This is a genomic window from Calothrix sp. NIES-2100, from assembly GCF_963875285.1.
Lineage (GTDB): Bacteria > Cyanobacteriota > Cyanobacteriia > Cyanobacteriales > Nostocaceae > Aulosira.
The window spans coordinates 6,611,867-6,635,904 of sequence record NZ_CAWNLA010000001.1 but is presented as its reverse complement, the minus strand read 5'-3'; the positions used below and the strand labels follow the sequence as shown (position 1 = coordinate 6,635,904).

18 protein-coding genes are annotated in these 24,038 nt (G+C 41.0%); 11 read left to right on the top strand and 7 right to left on the bottom strand.

Going from position 1 to position 24,038, the window contains the following annotated elements:
- Positions 1 to 7 precede the first annotated feature (7 nt).
- The gene (locus AACU32_RS26935) at positions 8 to 550 is read left to right on the top strand and encodes a hypothetical protein (RefSeq protein WP_096604226.1); all 543 of its coding nucleotides are present in this window, start codon (positions 8 to 10) and stop codon (positions 548 to 550) included.
- A gap of 283 nt (positions 551 to 833) precedes the next feature.
- Here the strand turns inward: AACU32_RS26935 and AACU32_RS26930 are convergent, their stop codons facing one another.
- The gene (locus tag AACU32_RS26930; RefSeq protein WP_096604225.1) at positions 834 to 1,559 is read right to left on the bottom strand and encodes a diacylglycerol/polyprenol kinase family protein; all 726 of its coding nucleotides are present in this window, start codon (positions 1,557 to 1,559) and stop codon (positions 834 to 836) included.
- 1,381 nt (positions 1,560 to 2,940) lie between these two features.
- Between AACU32_RS26930 and AACU32_RS26925 the strand changes: the two genes are divergently transcribed.
- Entirely contained in the window at positions 2,941 to 3,777 is an 837-nt protein-coding gene (locus AACU32_RS26925) for a DUF4351 domain-containing protein (protein ID WP_096604224.1), read from the top strand.
- 76 nt (positions 3,778 to 3,853) lie between these two features.
- Here the strand turns inward: AACU32_RS26925 and AACU32_RS26920 are convergent, their stop codons facing one another.
- Positions 3,854 to 5,695 (bottom strand): DUF3685 domain-containing protein, encoded by a 1,842-nt coding sequence (locus AACU32_RS26920; RefSeq protein WP_096604223.1) that lies wholly within the window; start codon positions 5,693 to 5,695, stop codon positions 3,854 to 3,856.
- Positions 5,696 to 6,284: 589 nt separating this feature from the next.
- Positions 6,285 to 6,731 carry a transcriptional repressor gene (locus AACU32_RS26915; protein WP_096608192.1) on the bottom strand — a complete coding sequence of 149 codons (447 nt, stop codon included), beginning with the start codon at positions 6,729 to 6,731 and terminating at the stop codon, positions 6,285 to 6,287.
- A gap of 1,869 nt (positions 6,732 to 8,600) precedes the next feature.
- Here AACU32_RS26915 and AACU32_RS26910 point away from each other — a divergent pair.
- The 3 genes from AACU32_RS26910 to AACU32_RS26900 all read left to right on the top strand — a co-directional run bounded on the left by AACU32_RS26910 (position 8,601) and on the right by AACU32_RS26900 (position 11,056).
- Positions 8,601 to 9,503 carry a 3-keto-5-aminohexanoate cleavage protein gene (locus AACU32_RS26910; RefSeq protein WP_339378301.1) on the top strand — a complete coding sequence of 301 codons (903 nt, stop codon included), beginning with the start codon at positions 8,601 to 8,603 and terminating at the stop codon, positions 9,501 to 9,503.
- A 118-nt stretch (positions 9,504 to 9,621) separates the two neighbouring features.
- Positions 9,622 to 10,434, top strand: a complete 813-nt coding sequence (locus tag AACU32_RS26905; protein WP_339378300.1) for a sulfite exporter TauE/SafE family protein — start codon at positions 9,622 to 9,624, stop codon at positions 10,432 to 10,434.
- Between the two features lie 148 nt (positions 10,435 to 10,582).
- Positions 10,583 to 11,056, top strand: a complete 474-nt coding sequence (locus tag AACU32_RS26900; RefSeq protein ID WP_096604220.1) for a CRR6 family NdhI maturation factor — start codon at positions 10,583 to 10,585, stop codon at positions 11,054 to 11,056.
- 272 nt (positions 11,057 to 11,328) lie between these two features.
- Here the strand turns inward: AACU32_RS26900 and AACU32_RS26895 are convergent, their stop codons facing one another.
- Positions 11,329 to 12,090: a hypothetical protein gene (locus tag AACU32_RS26895; RefSeq protein ID WP_096604219.1), complete on the bottom strand. Its 762-nt coding sequence runs from the start codon at positions 12,088 to 12,090 to the stop codon at positions 11,329 to 11,331.
- 932 nt (positions 12,091 to 13,022) lie between these two features.
- The gene (locus AACU32_RS26890) at positions 13,023 to 13,964 is read right to left on the bottom strand and encodes a glycosyltransferase family 9 protein (RefSeq protein ID WP_096604218.1); all 942 of its coding nucleotides are present in this window, start codon (positions 13,962 to 13,964) and stop codon (positions 13,023 to 13,025) included.
- 69 nt (positions 13,965 to 14,033) lie between these two features.
- On the opposite strand from AACU32_RS26890, the gene ispD reads away from it, so the two are divergent.
- The 3 genes from ispD (at position 14,034) to AACU32_RS26875 (ending at position 16,028) form a co-directional block, all read left to right on the top strand.
- Positions 14,034 to 14,714, top strand: a complete 681-nt coding sequence (gene ispD / locus AACU32_RS26885; RefSeq protein ID WP_096604217.1) for a 2-C-methyl-D-erythritol 4-phosphate cytidylyltransferase — start codon at positions 14,034 to 14,036, stop codon at positions 14,712 to 14,714.
- A 237-nt stretch (positions 14,715 to 14,951) separates the two neighbouring features.
- Positions 14,952 to 15,494, top strand: a complete 543-nt coding sequence (gene scpB, locus AACU32_RS26880; protein ID WP_096604216.1) for an SMC-Scp complex subunit ScpB — start codon at positions 14,952 to 14,954, stop codon at positions 15,492 to 15,494.
- Positions 15,495 to 15,683: 189 nt separating this feature from the next.
- The gene (locus tag AACU32_RS26875) at positions 15,684 to 16,028 is read left to right on the top strand and encodes a DUF760 domain-containing protein (protein ID WP_086757124.1); all 345 of its coding nucleotides are present in this window, start codon (positions 15,684 to 15,686) and stop codon (positions 16,026 to 16,028) included.
- Positions 16,029 to 16,084: 56 nt separating this feature from the next.
- Here AACU32_RS26875 and AACU32_RS26870 read toward each other — a convergent pair whose 3' ends face one another.
- The gene (locus tag AACU32_RS26870; RefSeq protein ID WP_096604215.1) at positions 16,085 to 17,293 is read right to left on the bottom strand and encodes an HhoA/HhoB/HtrA family serine endopeptidase; all 1,209 of its coding nucleotides are present in this window, start codon (positions 17,291 to 17,293) and stop codon (positions 16,085 to 16,087) included.
- Between the two features lie 239 nt (positions 17,294 to 17,532).
- Between AACU32_RS26870 and AACU32_RS26865 the strand changes: the two genes are divergently transcribed.
- Positions 17,533 to 18,411 (top strand): LysM peptidoglycan-binding domain-containing M23 family metallopeptidase, encoded by an 879-nt coding sequence (locus tag AACU32_RS26865; RefSeq protein WP_096604214.1) that lies wholly within the window; start codon positions 17,533 to 17,535, stop codon positions 18,409 to 18,411.
- 424 nt (positions 18,412 to 18,835) lie between these two features.
- Here AACU32_RS26865 and AACU32_RS26860 read toward each other — a convergent pair whose 3' ends face one another.
- Positions 18,836 to 19,876, bottom strand: coding sequence for an isochorismatase (locus AACU32_RS26860; RefSeq protein WP_096604213.1), 1,041 nt, complete (start codon positions 19,874 to 19,876; stop codon positions 18,836 to 18,838).
- 442 nt (positions 19,877 to 20,318) lie between these two features.
- Between AACU32_RS26860 and AACU32_RS26855 the strand changes: the two genes are divergently transcribed.
- Positions 20,319 to 20,939, top strand: coding sequence for a LamG domain-containing protein (locus tag AACU32_RS26855; RefSeq protein WP_096604212.1), 621 nt, complete (start codon positions 20,319 to 20,321; stop codon positions 20,937 to 20,939).
- Positions 20,940 to 21,061: 122 nt separating this feature from the next.
- Positions 21,062 to 23,980: a lamin tail domain-containing protein gene (locus tag AACU32_RS26850; protein WP_445223194.1), complete on the top strand. Its 2,919-nt coding sequence runs from the start codon at positions 21,062 to 21,064 to the stop codon at positions 23,978 to 23,980.
- Positions 23,981 to 24,038 lie beyond the last annotated feature (58 nt).

Genomic DNA, 24,038 nt, shown 5'->3' with positions numbered 1-24,038 from the left:
AAAATTTATGAATCAACAACAGGAAAATAATAATTCTGAGGTAAGCGAGTCAATCACAAATCAAGAAGCTGTAGATTTACTTTTTGGTGAAGGATGGCTCAATGAAGTTGTTTTTAATGAATATGAAAAAAAGTACACAATTAACGCTGCTTTGGATTGGGTTAATGCATTATCACCTTTAATCCTCAACCTATCTTTATTTGATCGCTTATCAACGCTGCGTGTATTACTTAACCGTGAAATCAAACTCATAATTGAAACATGGGATTTAGGTATAGGTACAAAAGCCGCAACAGAAGCTGCAAAGACATGCATTAAACAGCGGTTGCTATCTCCTTCACCTGAACTAATACCTTACTTAGAAGCCACCCTACTGCAAGATGATTTATACGGTGAAGAGTTTATATCTAACCGTGAAGTTCTCAAATATTTACTTGCAATGCTGCTTACTGATTCTGATAGAGAAGAAATTGCAGAGAAGGCTGCTAATTCAATCCGCACACAAGTTATGTCGCAAGTCAATTTTTCCGAAAAACTTTCTGATAAATAGTAAATACAATAGCCAAAATCATCACATCTTAAGTAGGTCAGCGTTAAAAAACATAACTATACTTTTGTCATTGCGTTCGCGTAGCGTCTCGAAGAGAGGAGGTACGAAGAAGCAATCGCAAGGGTTTTCAGCTTTTTACATTTTGTTACATAGTTAGGTTTATTTGTGCCTACCTACTTATCAGCAAGCAAGCTATAGCGTTTCCTAATCACATGAGGTATATCATAGCCCCCTCCTCGCTTGCGGGGAGGGGGTTGGGGGTGGGGTTCTTATACCTGACAAATTACAAATTATTAATTACAATCCATACTACGCCTGCTGTCACTAACGGCACACTGAGGTTATCTGTACCATGAGGTGACACACCCTCAGCTAATGTAGCCAAAGCCCCGCTAACCACCGCCGCCAATGCTGCTTGATTCACCTCATAAGCTACTGCTAGGGGACTCAGTGATGAACCAGGTAGTAAGATTAATACCAAAAAAATCGACGTGGTACTGGCAAGAAACATTGCCAATGAACCCTCCCAAGAACGGATAGAACTTCCTACTTGGTATTTATGTTGACCAAAACGCCTCCCAATTAATGCGGCTAGTGCATCTCCCCAAGTCATCGCCATCACTCCAGCCACAGCGATCGCAACATCATCTCTAGGGCCAGAAGGTCGCCACAGCAGTGCAAACAGCAATGTTACAGAAATAGCAAAATATACCGTACCTGGTGAACTATCATCAGTATCCATTGCCCGGATCACCCGGTAACGATACAGCAAATAATTTACACCAATAAAGCTAGCAAAAGGTACAATCCCCATTTCCCAGCGGTTAAACAGCAAAAGTACACCAAATACCCACATTCCTGCACCCACATGGATAATCTTACGAGTCAGATTTGGCGGGACATGAAACAGCCTACCCAGTCCTTCACCAAATAACAGTAAACCAATGGCATAACTATAAGATGCTGCTAATCCCATAAAATCGCTATAGCCGATCAAATCATTAATCATAATTACTCGCGGGATGTGTGGAATTATGTTTTGTTCATTTGTAGCTTTTTATAAACATTACATCTAAAACTATAAAAATCCGATTTGATTCGTGAAAAAAAATTACGTATATGTAGCCCACCAAGAGAAAATCAAAGCCGTTGCTTGTGCAATTATCTCTAAATTACGCGACTTCAGATTGTCCATTTGCAGCCCATTTACCCTGTCGATCCTCATGGGTTAACTCAGGCGATCGCTCCTATTAAGGGAGCATCCCAAATGTGTAAAAACATATTTTGTCATTGCGAGCGTAATGAAATGAAGCGAAGCAATCGCAGCAGCTAGACTTTGCGATTGCTTCATTCCGCTTCGCTCCATTCGCAATGACTAGTTTTGATTTGATAAATTTGCACGCATTGGGATGCTCCCCCTATTAAACTGTAAAATCGGATCTAACAGTTTTGCTGGGTAGAAAGTAGCTAAATCGCGCCTACCTTGAAAACCGTAGTTTTTTTGTCATCAGGGTCAACCTCAAAACTCAAGCCACGACTGAATAATATAGCGTTTCCTAATTACATGAGAACGTTTCCTAATCACATAAGCTTGATGTGCAGCTAAATTTTCAGGACTTACGCAAGCAAAATTTGTCATTGCGACCGGAACGTAGTGTAGGGAAGCAATCCCAGAATTTTAGGCGATTACGTCGCTTTGCTCGTAATGACGTAATTCCGTGACTTTTGCGTAAGTCATAATTTTATAAAACGAAAACGCAAAATTATTGTAGTGCGGGCATCTTGCCCGCGTCCAATATACAAATTAAATACGCAACAGCTTAGGATAAGGCTTGACACTCGCAATCACAAATATTTATCAGAACTTGATATTACTTACTCATTTTGCTTGATTACTTACTCAAAATGCCTTATCGCTTACTCATTAAGGCTTATCGCCTACTAATTTTGGTGTTTTCCGCAAGTAAAATGCCTTATCACTTACTCATTAAGGCTTATCGCCTACTAATTTTGGTGTTTTCCGCAAGTAAAATGCCTTATCACTTACTCATTAAGGCTTATCGCTTACTAATTTTGGTGTTTTCCGCAAGTAAAATGCCTTATCGCTTACTCATTTCGGTAAATCGCGCACTCATTTTAGTGTTTTCCGCAAGTAAAAAGGTAGATTACCCTATCAATATTATTGAATGCTTTCTCATTCTAGGAATTTACGCATTCATAATCGAATAATGGTTTCAGGGTATGGGAGCATCCCAAATGTGTAACAACATATTTTGTCATTGCGTTGGCGGAACGCCTGACCGCAGGGTACGTAATAAAATGGAGCGTAGCAATTGTAACGTTTATACTTTGCCGCAGGGTATGGAGTATAAGACTAAGGTATAAAATTTATGGCTTTTGACAATGTTTGTAAAATATTAGCAGAAAAATATCCAACAGATTTTGTGCGTTGGTTACTACCTAATGAACCACAAAAAATTAAAGTCTTAAAAACCGAATTAAGCATCGAACCAATTCGCGCTGACTCTGTGACATTTCTGCAAACAGAGAATCGGATTTTACATCTCGAATTTCAAACAACAGATAAATCCGAAACTCCGATTCCCTTGCGAATGTTGGATTATTTTGTCAGGTTAGTGCGAAAATATGATGTGCCAATAACGCAAGTAGTAATTTTCTTGCAAGAGACAAGTAACGAAATAGCTTTTACTGAAGCATACGTCAATGAGATGACAACTCACCGCTATCGAGTTATACGGATGTGGGAGCAAGATTCAGCCTTATTTCTGGATAATCTTGCATTATTACCCTTAGCACCATTAACACAAACAGATTCCCCGCAAACGTTATTATCCCAGGTTGCCCAGAGTGTTGCTAAAATTTCAGATAGAGAAACGAGGCAGAATACTGCTGCCTATACAGAAATTTTAGCAGGTTTGCGATTTAATAAAGATTTTATTCATCAGTTATTGAGCGAGGATATTATGCAGGAATCAGTGATTTATCAGGATATTTTGCAGAAGGGAGAACAACAGGGAGAACAAAAAGAAGCGTTAAGATTTTGTATGTCTTTACTTAATGAACGCTTTGGTGAAATTGATTCGTCAATTATTGAGAAAGTTCAAGTGTTAAATAAAGAACAGCTAGAAGCTTTAGGAAGGGCGCTTTTTAAAATTTCATCAATCGCAGATTTATCTACTTGGTTAGAGCAGCAACAAAGTCAGTAAAAATCATGAATATTCAACTGACAAAAGAAAAGGAGATTTCCAGATGTAGACAATGAGTAAATTTCGGAGTTTTTACTCATCCTCTACTCCCTGTCCCCTTATCGCTTTTGCGCTTGAAGCTTTTTTCTGTTAACGAAACACTCCCAATACCTTGGAGAATTCCGCGACCAATTAAGCCTAAACCCCGACCGATAATTTGGGTGAGAACGAAGACAATACCACTACCAAAAATACCTAAAAGTAATTGGATTTGAGGTGCGATCGCATCCCGAAATTCTAAGACCAAAGTCACTACCAGAGGTATGTTTGATAATTGTGCTAATTCTTGAGAGCGAGGCGCATACATTGAAGTTTTAGCAATCCCTCGTGGTGCAAAGACAAATATTTCATAATGGCTTTCAAAAATTGCCTTTGGCTCATTTACATAATTATTTAACCTGTATTTCCAAGATAAATTGTTTCTAAATCTTTCAATTTCCCTAGTGGAAATCAATCGCCGATCGTAATAACCTTGTTTAATTACTTCTAAATCTGCTAAAGAATTAAGTAGCGGCTGTACTACCCCATTAGCTACCTGAATTAACAAGTTCTCTAAAATCATTAATGCTTGTGACTCTGCTTCTGGGCTACCTGCTGGGTAAGAAGTATTATCAACTTGCAAATCAGTTTGAAATAGTAGATGAGTAAATAGCTCGATGATTAAAGGAATTTTATTCAGGATTTCTTTCTGGACAATTTGAATATTTTGTAGTAATAAATTGACAATTTCGAGAGAGCGATCGCCAACTTGCACCCGCGTAAATTTGCCAAAAAAATCTGTGACTGTCACCTGCCATAAATCATGTAATATCGTTTCTTTTAAATCATTCAATTTATTTATAGAAATTTGCGCTACTCGGATATCATCTAACTGTTGAGCCAGCTTTTGCAGAATTAAATAAAGCAATTCTCGCTTTTTATCTTCGCGTAAGATGTCTATTTCTAAAGGCACATCTGTGATATTTACTAAAGGCAATTGCAATTTACTAATACAAGCTGCAAATAAATTAGATTGCAATGCCCTTGGGCTAAGTAAAGGTGGTGAATTTTGTAATTGTTGTGAATCTGATGTGGTAATTGCGCTAATTGAAGAATTAATAGGCGGTGGTAATTGCACAGAAGCTGGCATGAATTGCTGTTGTTCCGGTTGCCTTTCTGGTATGTTGGGCAACATCCGATTCATCAGCCAACGTGCTGCTAATAGTTCTCTTCGCCGTCCAGCGAGAATTGCTTGCTCCATCAGTGTTAGTCCAGGGACTTGCAATTGTGCTGTCACTGAGTTGAGGGTAGCTTCAATGTAAGCAATTCCTGACAAACGCAAATTATTTCGCAGCCTAGCAAAAGGGAGTCCTAAATCATGAGTATTGAGTTTCCTCTGCTCCTCTGCTCCCCGCTCACTGAGCGTAGTCGAAGTGAGCGTAGTCGAAGTGCGGTTCCCCTGCTCCCTTTCCTCACCAAACCAAGCAGAACCACCTTGACTGACTGCTTGCATAGCTGCAACCAATTCAGCAACAGCAGTACCTTTAGGACAGTAACCATCTACACCAATAGCCTTTGCTGCTAATAGTAAACCTGGTTCTGTAACAGAACTTAAAAGTAATATAGGCAGATGAGGGTATAAAGCTTTTAGTTGTCCACAAAGTTGTAATCCTTGCTGTTGCAGCTTGGAGGAACGATGATTTCCTAATTCCAAAACCACTAAATTTACTTGGTTAGGGTCTTGTTTAGCTAGTTCTGCTAGAACCTGTAAAGCAGCGGTATCCGTTTCAACCTCCGCGACTATGAGCAAATTAGGAATTTCCACCAATGCTACCCGCAACCCTAACCTAAAGATGGGGTCTTGGTCAACTAATAATAACCTGAGAAGGCGATCGCTCATAGTTTGCTTAAAAACAGAAACCCTGTTCTTCCCCTGCTAGACAACAACCTTGATACTCCTCATTGTCACCGAATTTTAAATTATAAAGTTTGTATTTTCAATTGGAAATCTCAAACATAGAATTTAAAATTCTGGATTAAGTCCGATACTTTCAGGTATGGGTTCCATCTAAAATCTCAAAACCAAAATTGAGCGCCCAAAAATAAATGACGCTCAAACCCCTAAATTCTCTTTGTAGGTATCAGCGTCTAGATGATTTTAATCAAAGTTCAAAAAAGTAAAAAAAATAGTCAGATAATGCCAAAAATTACAGCAAATATCAAATTGCTGAGGTGGAGATTATTGTCAAGCCACAAAAATGTTGTGCCCCTACCCGCTACCTGTATACAGATGTAGCCAGATAGATTAGGACATCAAGCTAAAATAAAACCCTGACAATAAAAGGCTTTCAAGTCAGTCAACAGTCAACAGTCAACAGTCAACAGTCAACAGCTATACTTCATTTACTTGAAAAAGGCTGTAAATTATCCAATTTTGAGAGTTAAGACCTCTACTGGGGTTATCAATTTACCTTGATTCTTTTTCCTCATCAGCTTGCTTGGGCGTTACGGTAACCATAAAAATTAATGCTGTAATCACTAATCTTTACTCCCGTTTGCTCTTCAACTTGGCGAATGAATTCTTCTGGTAGTTCTATATGAACGTCGAGAATTTGATTGGTATCAAGGCAGTTGACATGACTATGGGAATCACTGATATTACCGTATAAACGCCCGTCACAACGTTCAATACACTCAATGATACCCTGACTGGATAAGGCTTCTAAATTTTGATAAACAGAAGTATGACCGATATCTTTACCTTGCTGATTCAAGCGATCGTAAATCTCTCTGGCAGAAAGATGTTCATTAGCTTGCCAAAGTAATTCTAGAATAAAGCGCCGCTGACGGCTAACGCGCATTCCTAGCAACTGACACTGAGAGAGCGCATCTTCTAACGAACGAATTGGTTTTGTAGTGATTGCTTGTTTTGGCATATTTTTAAATTTGTTAATTGTTGGGGCAATTTTCCCCATTTAAGGTAAGTTGATTATTCTTACTTATATGTGAGGATGTTACTACTTTTTCCCATTAAGTCTGTTGTTGCTTTTAATGGCTGGGGAAATTACAGGTTAAAGATTTTTGTTTGTTGAAGTCGTTTTGTCACTTCCTAATCTAAAACAAACTCATTACAACTTTAGCTTAAACTCGTTGGTAATGTCCACTAAAGGCAGGTGTTCCTTGCCCGGATGAACCCGCTAATATCCAGTTGCCTCCCTTGGTAAAATTTTCAAAAACAAGCCACAAAGCGCTTCTATGCATGGAAAACAAGAGAGATGAGGGGAAAAGGGGGACAAGGCAAGGGGGACTAATGACCAATGACCAATGACCAATGACCAATGACCAATGACCAATGACCAATGACCAATGACCAATGACCAATGACCAATGACAATAACTTAAACTTTTTTTAAGCTTCAGGCAGATATGAATTCCGACTTATAAGGTAGCGCTACTAGATATTTGTAGTCACCTAAAACTCAAATTGGATGATATAGTCTTCGAGATAAACTAATTACTCTGGACAAATAAAATAATATTTTGTCCATAGCATCACCAAGCAAAAATTGTAATGTAACTTCCACGGAAACCATTGAGTAAATCAGCGAAAGTTCAGCATATTCACGTATTAACATAACCTCCGCAGATTTACATAATGTCTATCAGGTAAATACAGAAAGCTGAAAATTAAATTCATATTTATCACATTCAAATGAGATTTAATTTACTTTCAGTATTTACTGTGTAATTTTTATGGAGTAAGTAACTAGAGCAAAAAAAATTACAACGTATAACTATATGCAAAGCACAGAGTTTATGCATTTAGGCTTTCGGCTTTAGGTATGAACAATGAATGTGCGACTGTTAATGGCATACCCTATGGGGAAACACAAAGTGAAGGTGGCAAGATTTCATTCTTAGCCATAGACTACCTATCTTTCCAACAGGAAGCCTAGAGGTGAAATGAATGCCAGTAACTCTTAAGTAAATGATTTTCTTTTAAATTTCGGCAAATAGACAAAGACGTTATAGGACGCGATTTTTATCGCGTCTTTAATTTTAGGACTGACGCAACTGGCACAATTGGTGTCGGTGCATCCGGCAGATCTTCAAATAAAACACCTTTTGTCAATCAGTTAAAATACTCAACATTCCTTTGGTAAAATGATAATCGCATCAAGTTTTACCTTGCTATTTGATGATCATTATTGACAGATATTTAGAAATATTAAATAATCAAATATTATTCTCCTGCGTTGAGTAGGAAAATGAAAAACTCCATCCACAACGGGATAGAGTTTTTGGGCATGGGGAAGAATTTTCCAATGCCCAATGCCCAATGCGGCAAGGCGGCTGTCCCTCTCCACCCACAAGGGGATGGAGTTTCCCGCCGCTTTCAATAAACATCTTTTAAGTCAAGACTTACCTTTTTAGCTATTTTATTAGTTTTACTTACATTGAAGTTATCAATGAGTTCTCTCAAAAATGTCTCGAAAAATATAGTTTTTTAGACAAAAATCAGGTTTACAAATATCCATAACAGAGCGATACCTTCTGGTGCGTCCGCTACGCGGTAAGCGTAAAGCCTACGGCATAGCTTCTCCTGTCGGAGAGGCTGCGCCCTAAGCGTTGGCGCAGCCTCTCGTAGAGAACCTATGCCAGAAGGGCTTGACGTTAACGCAGAACTTTTCGGTCTAAGGAAATTTTCTGCCATTTTTTTGCTGTTGTTAAGGGTTTATTTGAATTCAGGCTTCATTGTCAAATTTTTGACTTTTCTAATCTGTATAAATATGGGGTGTTCTCAATTGCCTAAGCAACCTGTTATTATCACCTGTGCAATCACTGGACACCGTACTAACAGAGCAATAGCTCCTGTGCCGTTAACGCCAGAAGAGCAAGCGAAATCTGCTCAAGAAGCAGTTAGAAATGGCGCTTCTATTATACACCTGCATGTTCGTGGCGATAATGGGGAAGAATCTCTGGCTCCAGAGCGATATTATGAAGCTATTTCCCAGCTTAAACAAATTGTTCCTACTCCGATAATCGAAATCACCCCCCGTGGAACAGACAAGTTAGCACCAGGACAAGTAAAAGTTGAACGCGGTAATCTGGTGAAAATATCTTCAGCCATGTGGGGTAATCAGCCCGAACTCAAGCCAGAGATGTGTGCGCTTAACCTGTCAACTAGGAATATTGATGAAAACACAGTTATTCTCAACCCGCCAAACGATATAAGAGATCAGATTGAGCGTATTTACAGTTTAGGTCTTATCCCTAGATGCGATGTTTACGATCTGGGAGATATCCGAGTTGCCTTAGGATTATTGGAAAAAGGCATCTTAAAAGAGCCGCTGCATTTCCTGCTCATCCTAGGAAGTTATTCTGGGATTGGCGCAACCGCTCAAGATCTGGAGTATATGGTTAAATACTTGCCAGAACAATCTCACTGGACAGCATTGGGTACAGGGAGTAGGTATAACCGTTTGATTGCAGAACAAGCCATTTTACTGGGGGGTCATATTCGTACAGGATTTGAGGACGAAACCTATGTCAGTAAGGGACAGAAAGCAAAATCAAATGCAGAATTAGTAGCTAACTTAAGAGGTCTTTGTGAGAAAATAGATCGTCCGATCGCCACCCCCGATCAAGCTCGCCAAATCCTAGGAGTGCAACAGCAGCCACAACCTAATTTTGCTTCTCTTATTTAGTTACTCTATTTGCTCAATGGTCAGTTCCCAATTACCAATAGGTAAATGATGGAAAAGTGCGAATTGCCCATTACAGATGACGATGCCCCCTACTCCTGTTTTTCTAATAGTTTTTAACATGACACAACTCAGTGCTAGCAGTATTTTAAGTGTGTTACATTTGTTTCCGATTGGCATAGTTGTGGGAATTATTTCTGCTCTCCTTGGTATTGGAGGCGGTTTACTTTATGTGCCAGCACTGGCAGCAGTGGGAGCGTCACCAATTCAGTCTGTTGCAACTAGCTTAGTTGCTATTACCCTTGGCGCAATTTCTGGGACAATCCAGAATTTGCAAATGAAGTCACTTAAACTGGAAACGGTTTCCTTGTTAACATTTCCGGCAATGCTAACAACCGAAATAGGAGTCAGCATTGCCAGGGCTTTACCGAGTAAATGGCTATTATTAAGTTTTGCCGCTCTCCAGATTACTGCAATCTGGCTAATAAATTTCAAAAATAAACTACAAAAAGATGAGAAAAAAGCTGCAAAAATTGAGTCTTATCAAAGCCCAGGAGATTCAACACCAATTTTAATAACTCAAGGAATTGGACTAATTGCTGGAATTTTATCGGGTTTGTTTGGAGTAGGTGGGGGTATTGTCATGGTTCCCCTGCAAGTTCTGCTTCTGAAGATGCCAATTAAACAATCTGTACAAACCAGCTATGGTGCTATTGTATTAATTTCTTTATGGGCAGTTAGTCGTTATGTAATCGCAGATTCTACTAATGTATTGATATTGCCAGGATTGATGTTGGGAGTTGGATCGCTATTGGGAGCAACTTATGGCGCTAGGCTTTTGCCAAAACTGTCAGATAATTTAGTCAGATTTTTGTTTACATGTCTGCTGATTATTTTAGCGGTTTATATGTCGTTTAAAGCTTTGGCACTTTGACACTCCTCACCTCTAAAGGCGTGAGGATTCTTGCTACGCCCCCTATTTTCCAGACAGCATAGGCGCAAATGTAGCATCGCTCCCTAAAAGCTGCTACTGTGGATGATCGAGCTTAAAGTTGAGTATAAATAAAGTGGCTGGTGAGTCAATGACAATCACGATCGCAATCAATACTGACTCCATTAACCATCTGGATCTGTCGCCCGCCTCAACAGTAATTGAAAAATTATTGCAAGAGGAAGCGATCGCATCCCACGAACAGCAACTGCACTTTGATATTAAATATGATCTAGAACCAGGAGACCCACGGGAAATTTCCGAGGTTCCAGAAGTGCGGTTATGGTTTGTCCGTCTAGATGCCAAATATCCCTGGTTGCCATTTTTATTAGATTGGAAAGCAGGTGAGTTTGCCCGTTATACTGCTATGCTTGTACCGCACCAATTTAGTCCGAAAGAAGGGATTCAGTATAACCCTGAAGCCTTAGAAATATTTTTAATGCACAAAATTTTTATTTTAAGTGATTGGCTAAAACAGCAAGGTTTACCTACTCAATCACGACTGAAATCTCTAGCGCAAATGCTAGGTTATGAATTAGATGACGCTTTTTTTGCAACTTTTTAACCATTTTAACTCAAGTCTGAAGTATGAAGTATGAAATTCAGTGATCGTACTGCTGAAGCCGTACTGCAAAGCATAGCAGAGTAGCACTTAAAGCAGGGTATTGCCTCGAAATTTAGTACTTGATTCGTCAGTCGTAGTTTAAAAACACACCCTAATCTTCGCCCAAACCCTGATGATATCGTTGTAGAAAATGCCCACCCTCTGCTAATTGAGCGATTTTTATAGGGTGGGCACTAATGACAACTGACAACTGACAACTCAAATAGAATTGCTCAATTAATCCGACATATCATATTTAATGCAGTATTAAAAGCAAATTCCACTGCTTTCGATTTACTGGGTAAGGCAGCCTGCCATATCCGATAATCGTTATATGCAATAATTAAATTTGCAATATCATTAATCTGAATTTTATTCAGCACATCATATTGGGCAGATTCAAAATCTTTAGTTGTACCATTTTTGGCTAAAATTTCTTGTGCTGCTTGCAGAAATCCATCTAAAGTTGCTCGTATATATTCTTTACCCACATCTTCTGTAAACACAGATGAGGATTTGAAAGCTTTAATTTCCTCTAGCAGCAGATAGGCGATTTCGTTGCCTAGTTGATTGTTCCAATTACAGGGTAATTGAATATCCATATATTCAGATTCATTATCTTTATATTTGAGATATTCATGAATATCTACAGCCACTTGAGTAAGTTTTTGACCAGCTAATAGTTGCTGTAAAGGACTTGTGTTTGTATCAATCAACAAATCGGAGAAGATTTTTTCTTCGCCTGCTTGGCATTCAAATACCAGATATGTCCAAATACCCGATTCACCAGTTTCGTCTTTTTTACCTTGGTAAAAAGTTATAGTTCCATCGGCTTCCATCTCGTAATAAGCATGATGAACATCCGCAAATTTGCAGCCATGTAAGCTCTGGAAGTTGAGAATTATTTGAAAAATTCCAGTTATATGATGTGGCTGACTTTCAATCTGAATGTAACGCTTGGGACTGCTAAGAAAGCCATGCAATCGAATCGCCATTTATTTTTCCTTTTGATAGATCAACATCAGTCACGATAAATGCATCTGCCTAAAGACAAGAAAGTAACTAATGAATACTAATTTGGGGCGTTAGATTCACTTCTAGGCTGAACAAATTTGGTGATTTAAATAACATGTGATCGCCCAAAAGCCAAGTATCCTCAGTTATGAATGCTGGGTGCGCTAGTCTTTAGTTTTAACGTAAATTTTTGACTGTGGTTTATTCATTTTGTAACAAAACACCAAGTTCCTGATTGATTTTTTAGATATTGGGCATTGAGGGAAACAGGATGAGGAATGGCTACTGGGTAAGAATTCCAACCATCAAAATTAATTGCCTGCAATTTCCTCAATTTCCCGGTGCAAAAGTTTGCGGGAAATAAAGAGGATTGGAGTAATCCAAGTTGTATTCTTCCCAAAAATTTGGTGAAACTAACGATTTGGGAGCAAAATAAATTTACTGTTTCTCAAAAGCTTGTCTGGTAAAGGGTAATTCTGCCAAGGGTCAACGAAGAGGCAGAGGGGGACAGGGGATGGGGGCAGGGGAGAAACCCCATACATAAATGTAGTTGCTCTGAACAAGGACGTATTATTCCTCGTGCGTTGCATCTCAAAATAAATGTTTTTCTTTTGAGCATAAATAAATTTAGTTGCTCTGAACTCTTAAAGCCAGAGAAATCCAAAATCTTTCTCCAGTCCTCTGCTCACACGCTTCCCTGCTTCTTCGGTGAGATACTTACCTTCTTGAAGAATGAAGGCAGGTATCTTGCAGCCCATGAAAATTAATGTGGTGGAGTACTAGCAGCAAAGAAGAAGGGGTTTAGCAATGCTAAACCCCTAAGTACGCTGATATGCCAAACCAATCTTGGGTTGGGGTTTGATGCTGGCTCAATCAATGTCCTTTGTTTGTTGTTTTTCGGGTAACTCCTGGGTTAGCCACCCCAGAGTTTTTCTAAAACTACTTGGGGTGAAATATCTGCCAATGCACCTGTAGAGGATTTGATAGCCAAGAATTTCTCACTCTGAGGCAATAACGGCGCTGGATCTGTGGCTCCAAATAAGGCGATGGTATAAGTTTGAACTGCAACACTAAGTTGCAGGGTGACGCTATCAGTAGTCAGCAACAAACTTGCTCCGCCAATCATCGCCGCCAGCTTGCCGATATTATCTGGGGAAGTCACCTTCAGATGATGACAAGATTCCAAAAGCGATCGCACAATCTGTTCATCCTCAGGTTTTTGGACGATGACAACGGGCAAATCTGGCTGCTTTTGTTGAAATTCTTGGATAATTTTCTGCCAGTTTTTCGCCGGATAGATTTGGGATGACTGGGTAGAAGCAGGATCAATCAAGACATAACCTGTTTCATTAACTCCTAGGCGCTTTTGTTCCTTTTGTGCCCACTCAATATCTGGTTTTGGCAGATTAACTGCTAATTCTGGACAAGGGGACTCAATGCCGAACGGTTGCAGCAAGTCGTGGTACACTTTTGGCAAATATTGGGAAGGTTGGAAAGCTAGAGTTTTGGTGAGAAAAACTGCTCCTTTACCTTGGTAGCCAATACGTGTGGGAATTCCCGTTAACCAAAGTAAAAGACCCACCAGCCAGCTTCTCCCTACAGTAATGGCGACATCGTACTCGCGATCGCGAATTATGCCCACCAGGTTACTCCAATCTGCCAAACTGTTACGATCTCTGTAATCAAAGGCCACTACCTCGTTAATGGACTTGCTCACCCGGTAGGCAGCCTTTGACCGGGGTTCCACTACGACATCGATCTGCGCGTTGGGATAATAACGCTTCAGATCGTCTAAAGTCGGAAACAAAAGAATTTGCTCAGCCTCTCCGCCAGGTACAAGGGCTACTACTCGCATAATATTTATTGACGCTTACTCGCTCCCTATTTTAGGGGAAAATATATAGCCAAAAGATTGAAGAATTCTGTGTATTTACTAATTCCAGCTGCGGGTATAGGACGAAGAATGGGCAGCGATCGCAATAAACTCCTACTCAAAGTGCGATCGCAACCGATTATTAGTTGGACTCTCAAAGCCGCCGAAGCGGCAACTAGCATCACTTGGATTGGGATCATTTCCCAACCCACTGATTGGGATGATTTCCGGGAAATTATCGCTGGTTTAAAGCTGACTAAGCCAGTGGAATTCATTCGGGGCGGTTCCACCAGGCAAGAATCTGTTTACAATGGCTTGCAGGCGCTACCAGCTGCCGCAGAGCAAGTTTTAATTCACGATGGCGCTAGATGTCTAGCCACACCAGATTTACTCAATTCCTGTGCCCAAGCTATTCGCCACTGTCCGGGTTTAATTGCCGCGATCCCCGTCAAAGACACTATCAAAGTTGTTGATGAACATGGCATAATCCGAAGTACCCCCGACCGACGACAATTATGGGCGGCACAAACTCCTCAAGGATTTGATGTCAAGTTATTGAAACAATGTCACGCCGAAGGTGTGCGTCAAGCTTGGGAAGTAACTGACGATGCGGCTTTGTTTGAAAAGTGTGGTATCGAAGTCCGAATAGTCCCAGGTGAGGAAACTAATCTCAAAGTGACCACTCCCCAAGATTTAGCGATCGCAGAATTTATCCTCAAAAGTCGGGAATAGGGGCATGGGGCATAGGGAGATGAGGGAGTGTGGGAAGTGTGGGAAGTGTGGGGAGTTTTCTTCCCCATCTCTTCCACTGTCCCGCCACAAGCCCAATGCCCAATGCTCCATACCCATTGACAAATCATAGTGATTATGATATTATCCCACACACTTGGAACTCGTCTTTTGTCAGGTGTCAGTTGTCAAATACAGATGACAAATGACCAATGACTAATGACTAATGACTAACGACTCATGAATACAGCCACAGCGACTAAGATAGAAGCAATTCTCTATTTAAAGGGTAAGCCCTTGTCGCTCGGTGAAATCGCCGAGTATGCCGCGTGCGATCGCGCTACAATCGAGGAAGGCATAATTGAACTCATGGACGAATATGCCCGCCGAGAGAGCGCCCTAGAAGTCGTAGAGACAGCAAATGGTTATAGTTTGCAATTGCGGTCTGATTTTCACGATTTAGTGCAAACACTCATCCCTGTAGAATTAGGTTTAGGTGCATTGCGGACTTTAGCCGCGATCGCCCTCAATAGCCCCATACTCCAAAGTGACTTAATTAACCTGCGAGGTTCTGGAGTGTATCAACACGTTCCCGAACTTGTGGAACTCGGTTTTGTCAAAAAACGCCGAGACAGCGACTCTCGCTCTTACTCGCTACAAGTAACACCAAAATTTCATCAGTATTTTCAAATTGAACAACTGCCTCAGATACTAGCCACAAATCAAAAAGAACAACAACTAGAACTAGATTTAGAACTTGAAGCAGAAGCAATAGCCGAATAATTTGTAGGCATTGGGCATTGGGCATTGGGCATTGGATCATTGGTCAATAGTCAATGGTCATTTGTCCCCCTTCCCTAGCCCCTAGCCCCTTCCCGCAGATAGAGCCTACAGGTTATACCACTGGGGAATGCACTACCCTTGTACTATGGTTTAGAGTAGAATCAGCAACTAAGCTACAAAAAACTGCCAATGGAGTTTAATCCTGACTTTCTCAATGACAACTCTGAGGAACAAGCCAACCAACTTCTAAACGACTACTTTGAGGAAAATCCCAATCAGTTGCTCAAATATCTACAGCACCAGTCGCCTGAAGTTTTAGCCCGTGTTGCCCAGTCCGTAAGCCCCGAAATTAAGCAAATTATTTCGCAAAACGTCCAAGGACTCGTGGGAATGCTACCCCCAGAAAATTTCAACGTGCAAATCACAACTGATAGAGAAAATCTAGCGGGTCTTTTGGCATCAGCGATGATGACGGGCTATTTCCTGCGCCAGATGGAACAGAGGATGCAGTTGGATCATTTGTCTAGTCAATAGTCAATGGTCAACAGTCAACAGTCAGTTGTCTCCCTTGTCCCCTCATATCCCCCTGGCTACTTCTTCTGAGGATAAGCCCCTGATTGCACTTTGAAAATTTGGGTTTTGCCATTACGGTTGACTTCAATTTCGAGTACGTCGCCCACTGAACTTGATTCGACTAGCCTCTGCACTTGAGCCGAGGTTTTAACTGGCTTGCGGTTAACTTTTTGAATTACGTCGCCAGGAAGTAGTCCTGCCTGTTTGGCTGGCGAATTGTCTAGGGTGCCCTTAATGACAACACCGGCATCCTGCTGGATATTAAGTTGATTTTCTTGATTAATCTGCTGCTTTTTTGCCGGAGTCAGGTCTGTCATTTCCACTCCCAGAAAAGGATGTTCTACACGCCCTTTGGTAACTAGTTCATTCGCAATCCTGGCAGCGGTTTCAATCGGGATTGCAAAACCAAGACCTTGAGCATCAGCACGGATGGCAGTATTGACACCAATCACCTCGCCTTGGGCGTTTAACAATGGCCCGCCAGAGTTACCAGGGTTAATTGCTGCGTCGGTTTGGATAAAGCTAACTCGCTTTTCGGGAACACCAACTTGAGCGCTAGTGCGATCGGTAGCGCTGATAATACCAATTGTCACAGTATTATCTAAACCCAAGGGATTGCCAATTGCGATCGCCCACTGACCGGGGATCAAGTTTTGTGAATTGCCCAGCTTGACCGTAGGTAATTTATTCGCCGGAATTTTCACTACTGCTACATCTGTAACCGCATCAACTCCCAAAACCTTACCCTCAAATGTCCGACCATCCTTGAGGGTAACTTGTACTGTGTCCGTATCAGAAACTACATGAGCATTAGTCAGTAATTCTCCGTTGGTGCTTAAAATAAATCCTGACCCTGTACCGCGTTCAATTCGTTCTTCTGGGATTGGTTGCTCATCCTCACCAAAAAATCGCCGCAATAGAGGATTTTTTAAAGCATCAGAAATCGGATTCGGGACTTTGCGGGTGGCATTAATTCGCACTACAGCAGGGCCAACTTGTTGCACAGCAGTGGCAATAAAATTTACATTATCGCCCCCAGTTGCCCCAATCGGACTACTTACAGGATTAGGAGCTACGGATTCAGGCGGCAAAGCCACTGTAACATTTTTTAATTCCTGAAAAGAGTAACGTTTTGGCAGGAAATAGCGACTGCCTAACAAACCTGCACCACCACCAATTAACAGTAAAGATATGTAGACGGCCAGTTGCTTTAAAGATAACTTCATAATAATTTCGCTCACAGGACAGCAATGCAGTTGCTAATTTCTAAGTTTAGTCAAGCAAACAGCAAGTGGACAGATCAATTTGACAGAAGAGTCAAGAAACAGTAGAGAGATATTAAGTAATTCTAATTTCTCCTGATAGCCTTTCATCAAGCTTACGGGGAACTACTAGCCTCCCATCAACTTCTACTCTCCAGTACCTAATTTAAAATCTAAAATTGACGCTCTCTTTACTGGTAGACATGACTCGTCCCTACCGTCTATTGTTTATCTGTGCTTTTGTCAGCACTTTGGGGCTAGGATTTATACTCCCTGGCTGGCAAAGTGCTAAAGCTGGTGTAGAGAGTTGCCCGACTCCTGCCCTATCTCGTTTCCAGCGCCATATAGTTGCTCGTGGCGAAACGCTAGAGAGTATAGCGCAGCGCTATAATCTCAATCCGGCAACTATTATCAGTATGAATCCTAATGTGAAAAATGGCACTGTGACTGTTGGCAGCGAACTTCAGATTGCTCCCTACAATGGAATTGTCGTAGAAGTGCCTCAGGGGCAAACTTGGCGACAAGTAGCAGCCAAGTATAAAGTTCGTCCTGATGCCATGTTTGAAATCAATGGCTGTCAACAAAACCCTAGAATTGTGTTTGTTCCTGGGGTGAATGGATCGTCAAATCGTGTTGTAACTGCCCCGCCTACGCCGAATCAGCCGCCTAGCCAAATCAGTGGCTATCCTTTGCCAGCAGTGACAACTGTCGCCTTACCTTATGGCTGGCAAATTAATCCTAATTCCGGTGAAGTCTTTTTTCACAGTGGGGTAGACTTATTCGCAGCTTTAGGTACACCTGTAGAAGCGATCGCACCTGGAACCGTAGCCTTTGCCCGCGAACAGGGCAGTTATGGCAAGTTGGTCATCATCAATCACAGTGGCGGACTTCAAAGTCGCTACGCCCATCTCGACACTATCAAGGTAAGTGCTGGTCAGCAAGTGAATAAAGGAGACTTGTTGGGAACCGTTGGTACTACTGGACAACCTGCGGCAAAACAACCTCACCTACATTTTGAAATGCGTTCTAGTTCATCTGTTGGTTGGGTAGCTCAAGATCCAAAAGCTTATTTAAAAAAATAAAATTGATCCCAATTTGAAAAAATATTGCGACAGATGCATTTGTAGGGGTGGGGAGACACCCACCCGTGTCAACTTAACGTGAAACCCTTGCCAGGATGTGATTTGATACAAAATCACGTACCATCAAGATCCGCGCTACCCCACCCCAGTTTTGCTGACGCAAAACGTCCCCTCCCCGTTTACGGGGAGGGGATTGAGGGGTGGGGTAAAATGCCTGTGGAATAAGCGTTTTGACTTAAGTTGACACCAATGGGAGACACCGCCCTTTACAACCATCCATGACATGCAATAATTGATTGAATACGTATTATTTTAATACGCAGAGCAAAGCAAAATTTCGCCGAGGTAATTTCTGTATTACTCTGCGATAAAAAAAGAATTAATAATTAATTACTAATTCTCAAATAAGAAATATCCAAATAATTCAATTACCAATTAACTGAATCACTTCGGTAGATTTGACAATATGCATTCCTGCTGCTGCAAACCTCGTAAAGGCTGCATCAGCTTGTTCTGTGTAGTCAACAATTCCCGGAACAACAACAGGAGAAGTACAATCTTCTAGCAGATAAAGTTTTTTAGTTAATTTGGCATCTACTTGTTTTATTTCTGTTAATAAATCGTCAATTGTCCAAGCTACACAATGACTTTTAGCTTGTCCACCGATAATCACAGCATCAAAGTCTAAAAGTTGCTGAATCAAGCGGGTATTTTTTTGAGCAAGGGGATTTTGCGCAAAATCTATTAAAACTTCTGGACGTAAAACTGAATAATTTTCTGTTAAGGGATTATCACCTTTAATTTCAAATTGGGTTTGACTTTGACGCGCAATGCAATGGAAAAAAATTGCTGCTTCTACTGAAGATACTAAAGCATGACCAATACCGCCTAACATCGAATGATAAGGCCAAATAGTCAGGGGATATTTACCATCTTGACTTAGCTGTTTAACGTAGTGGTAAGCGTGTTTTTCTAATAATTCGTAATCCCCTTGAGTAATACTGTTAGCAACTGCGGGGTTAACTTTCCAAATACCTTGTTCTATATCTGTTGGGGTAATGTTTGTGGCTGCTGGTATTGGGTGTTCACCAGTTGCATTTATCCAGAAAATCGGATGGAAAATTTGCATTGCTGTGTGCGTATCCATCGTTGGCGTAATGGTTGTAATTACCCCTAAGTTGCGATAAATAAATTCACACAAGCGCTGATTATCTTCTACTGCACCTTTACCAGATTTTCCGCCTACAAATAATTCAAATCCAGGAATACAAAAGGTATTTTGAACATCAATTAAAAGTAAACAAATCCGGTGATTATCAACAGATGCTGGTTGGATGTTATGTTGTTTTCCCCATACTTGGGCTTGTGTTGCAAGTTCTTGGTAAGGTACGCGCCAGACTTCGCCTACTTTATCAGGGTAAAAGTGTGGCGGAATCGGGAGTTGGCTTGTGGCTTGGGTGTTCATATTTAGATTGTGATTCAGTTTGCTGTTCACGTAGCGGATGCATCAGAAGGCGTTACCGAACTCATCGCCTCTTTCGCTTACTTAGGTATATCAATCTCGCTGAGTTTAATTAACTAACTTTGATTGTATAGAAATTTTAACTCAGTATAAATACATTGATTATGTAGTATAATTACGCTCTCTTCATTGTAGCTGGGAAATTCGACTAGACAATCTGAAAACCTTACTAATTAACTATTTAGTCTGAAATTAAATTTTCCTAAAAATTCAAATTCTCAGTAATTTTACTCAAACAGAATCATTGATAAGCGCATAAACTCGTGAAAGTGGAAAGCAAAATCTATGAGTTTTCACTAATATTTTGAGGGTCGGACTGTCAAAAATAACGCAACAATCACTGATCCTCAATAGGTTATTCAACTCAAAAAATTAGAAAAATCATATGCAAGCAGCTGAAAACCAGAGCAAGATACTAGGCAAATCTGATGAATGGGTTTTGAGTAATGCAGAGTTTCAACAACTTGCGGGAGAACTACTCAAACAAGGATTAATCGCTCATTATCCATTTAACGGTAATGCACAGGATGCCAGTGGTCATAGTTTACATGGAACCGTTTACGGCGCTACACTGACCACCGATAGATTTGGTAATTCCAACAGTGCTTATCAATTTGATGGGATTGATGACTATATTGAAATTGCTCACAATGAGCTGCTGAATTTAACTGAAAATTTCACCATTTCTCTGTGGATTAAACAACCGGAAGCCAACACATCAAGAGGATATAGACTTGTTGATAAAACAACGGCTGGTGTGAACGATGGCTATAATTTTGACACCTACGATGGCAGCACTGGCAGAAAATTGCGTCTCACCGGAGGACAACAAAACGTTTCTGCTAACACTGTTTTCTCTTTAAATGAATGGCATCATGTAGTCGTAGTTTTCTCCAAAGGCGTATCAACATTTTATTTAGATGGTCGTCTTGATGGCTCAGGAAAAAATAATAGTGAAGCCATCAAAACTAATTCTTTAACGATTATTCTCAGGGATTTAGTGTAGAAGCATGGGTACGATACAACAGCTTTAAACATTGGTCGAGAATCATTGATTTTGGCAATGGAGCCGGGAAAAATAACATTGTTTTTGCTAATCCAGGCACAACCAAACAACTAGCAATTGATGTGAAAACTAGTGCTGGAGAAAAACGAGTTACCAGCGCTGATGTGCTAGAAACTGGAAAATGGATGCACTTAGCTGCAACTATTGATAAGTCTGGGATAGGCAAACTTTACAAAAATGGTCAATTAATCCAAAGTGGACAGCTACAACTTCCAGAGACAATTAACCGGACACAGAACTACATCGGTAAAAGTAACTGGTCAAATGATGGTTACTTTGATGGTCAAATGTCGGAAATTCGCGTTTGGAATGTTGCGCGCAGTCAAGAACAAATTCAACAGCAAATGCATAGCCGACTCATAGGAAATGAGGTGAGTCTAGTAGGCTATTGGCCTTTAAACGAAGGCGCTGGTACTACGGTTGCTGATAATACTGGAAATGGTCAAAATGGCACAATTAACGGTGCTACTTGGCAGCAACAGCTAATCCCTATCAAACCCATCCAGCCAATCAAGAAGCAGGGGAAAATAGTTGTTGATGCTGACGAATGGACTCTCAGTAATCAAGGATTTCAACAAGCACCTGACGCGGCGATTTTTGCTACCAATGTTGCAAAATGGTTTACTGGTGGTCGTGGAAATGGTAAGTTCCATGCCTACTCTACTAACTTTGGTTTGACAGAATCGGCTTTGGCACAAACACTGATTAAAGCAGGTTACACCTGGACTACAGGAACCAGCATCCAATTCGATCTGCCGACTTTATTAAATTACGACGGCATATTTGTAGCTGGAAATGCCGTTGATAACAAAGTACTCATTGAGTATGTCAACGCTGGCGGTAATGTTTATTTGATGGCTGGTACTGGTGTTGGCGGTTCTCAACAAGAAGCAGAACGTTGGAATACTTTTCTCAATGCCTTTGGCTTGAAACTATTAGGACAATACAACGGTATTAGTGGCAAGCAAGCTGTTAATAGTTCTCATCCAATTTTTGCTGGAGTCAAATCTCTATATCACAATAACGGTAATTCAATTGTGGATTTGGCTCCTGAATCGCCAGAAAATCAGCTTGTCCTCACTCATGCGAACGGACAAGGGTTGATAGCAGTATTTGAAGGTAAGCAAGTAAAACCTGCACAAATAAATCTGCCAACGAATAGCAGAATCAAACTCAAGTCCTGGAAAGGAGATTATTTACATCGTCCTGACTCACCACAAGATGTCACAAGCTGGAATACAGGTATTGGCAATGAGTGGATTGTAGAAGTCATCGACGACAACAAAATTAAACTCAAGTCTTGGAAAGGGGATTATTTACATCGTCCTGACTCACCACAAGGTGTCACCACCTGGAATACAGGTATTGGCAATGAGTGGATTGTAGAATTCATCGGCGACAACAAAATCAAACTCAAGTCCTGGAAAGGAGATTATTTACATCGTCCTGACTCACCACAAGGTGTCACCAGCTGGCATACAGGTATCGGTAACGAGTGGTTCCTGGAAGTCATATCTAGTGGAAACGCAGAAGGGGTACTGGTCAAACAAGGGCCAAAAGGCGGCTCAATTGCAGCCAAAGATTTTGAATTCCTGCCCAAAAATAGCGCTCCAAAATCGCGAATCAAAACTGTATCCATGATGGTAGCTTGGGCTATTGGTACACTTCAGGTTGAATATGAAGATGTCGGTTCTAGTCCAGCGGAAATCTATAGTACAACTTCTGTTGGCAGCGGCGGAGGTAACAAAGTGCAAGTATCCTTAGCGCCCGGAGATTACATTACTAAGATTACCGGTAGCTGGGGTAGACAAGCACCAGGTTATCCCAAAGAAGAAATTATCACTCTCCAGTTTGAAACCCAAAAAGGAGTGAAGTCTCAAGTATTTGGTGGCGGAAGTGGCAAACAAGAAGTCGAACCCTTTGTTTTTGAAGCGCCTGCTGGTCATGAAATTATCGGCTTCTTCGGTGCGCATGGCGGCCCACAGGATTTATTAATCCGCCTAGGAGTTTATAGCCGACCTGTTGAGGTAATCTCTACTCCGTCTCAACCACAACCAGAAACACCAACTGCGATCGCACCACAACCACAACCACAACCACAACCAAAACCACAACCAGAAACACCAACTGCGATCGCACCACAACCACAACCAGAAACACCAACTACTGAAGCAGAACCAGAACCAACCGCTGTGGCTACAGGTGATGTATTCATTTCCCAGATTTTCTACAAAGGCAAGATTAAGCGAACTCAAGACGACGAATATATCGAGATTAGCAACAAGGGAACTACACCAGCAGATTTGTCAGGTTGGCGAGTTACTTCTGCTGGTAGCAATAAGCAAATATTCACTTTTGCCAAAGGGACTTTGTTACAGCCTGGTAAGAGTTTCCGTGTCTATAGCAATCAGGTTCACCCAGAATCAGGTGGTTTCAGTTTTGGTAGTTCAACAGCTCTTTGGAAAGATTCAGGGGATGAAGGCAAACTTTTTGATGCTCAGGGTAATAATGTTTCTACTTGGGCTTATGGCACTAACAGTATCGCCGGCATTAAAGCTGAATTAGGCGTACCCCAATTAGTCGTTGAAGCTAGCCCCAGTGCCATTATTAGACAAACAGCTTTGGGTGGTAAGGTAACATTTACAGAAGCCTTAAAACTAGCACTCCGCAGCTTTCTTGAAGATGTAAATGATATCGGGAGTCCTTTAAGTTTAATGCTAGACAATCCAGGTGGTTATGATGGTTTACCGCCGAATGCAGATAAAGCTACAACGATGAAAGTTTTGCGTTCTTATGTAAATCAACCCAATGCCAAAATTATTTTGTATTCAGCAAAGAGGGGACATGAGCTAGAAGGAGGGGAAACTACCGAAACTAGCTGGATTTTTGAGCTGATTGCCGATCAAATAAATAGTGAGCAACATTGGGCAATTGTTGATCGAGCAGGTGAAAAAGCTCCTTACAACTACTGTGTCGGTTAGATACTGCAAATAAGTCAGAAATTCCCAGGCGATCGCACTCACTTATGATGCGATCGCT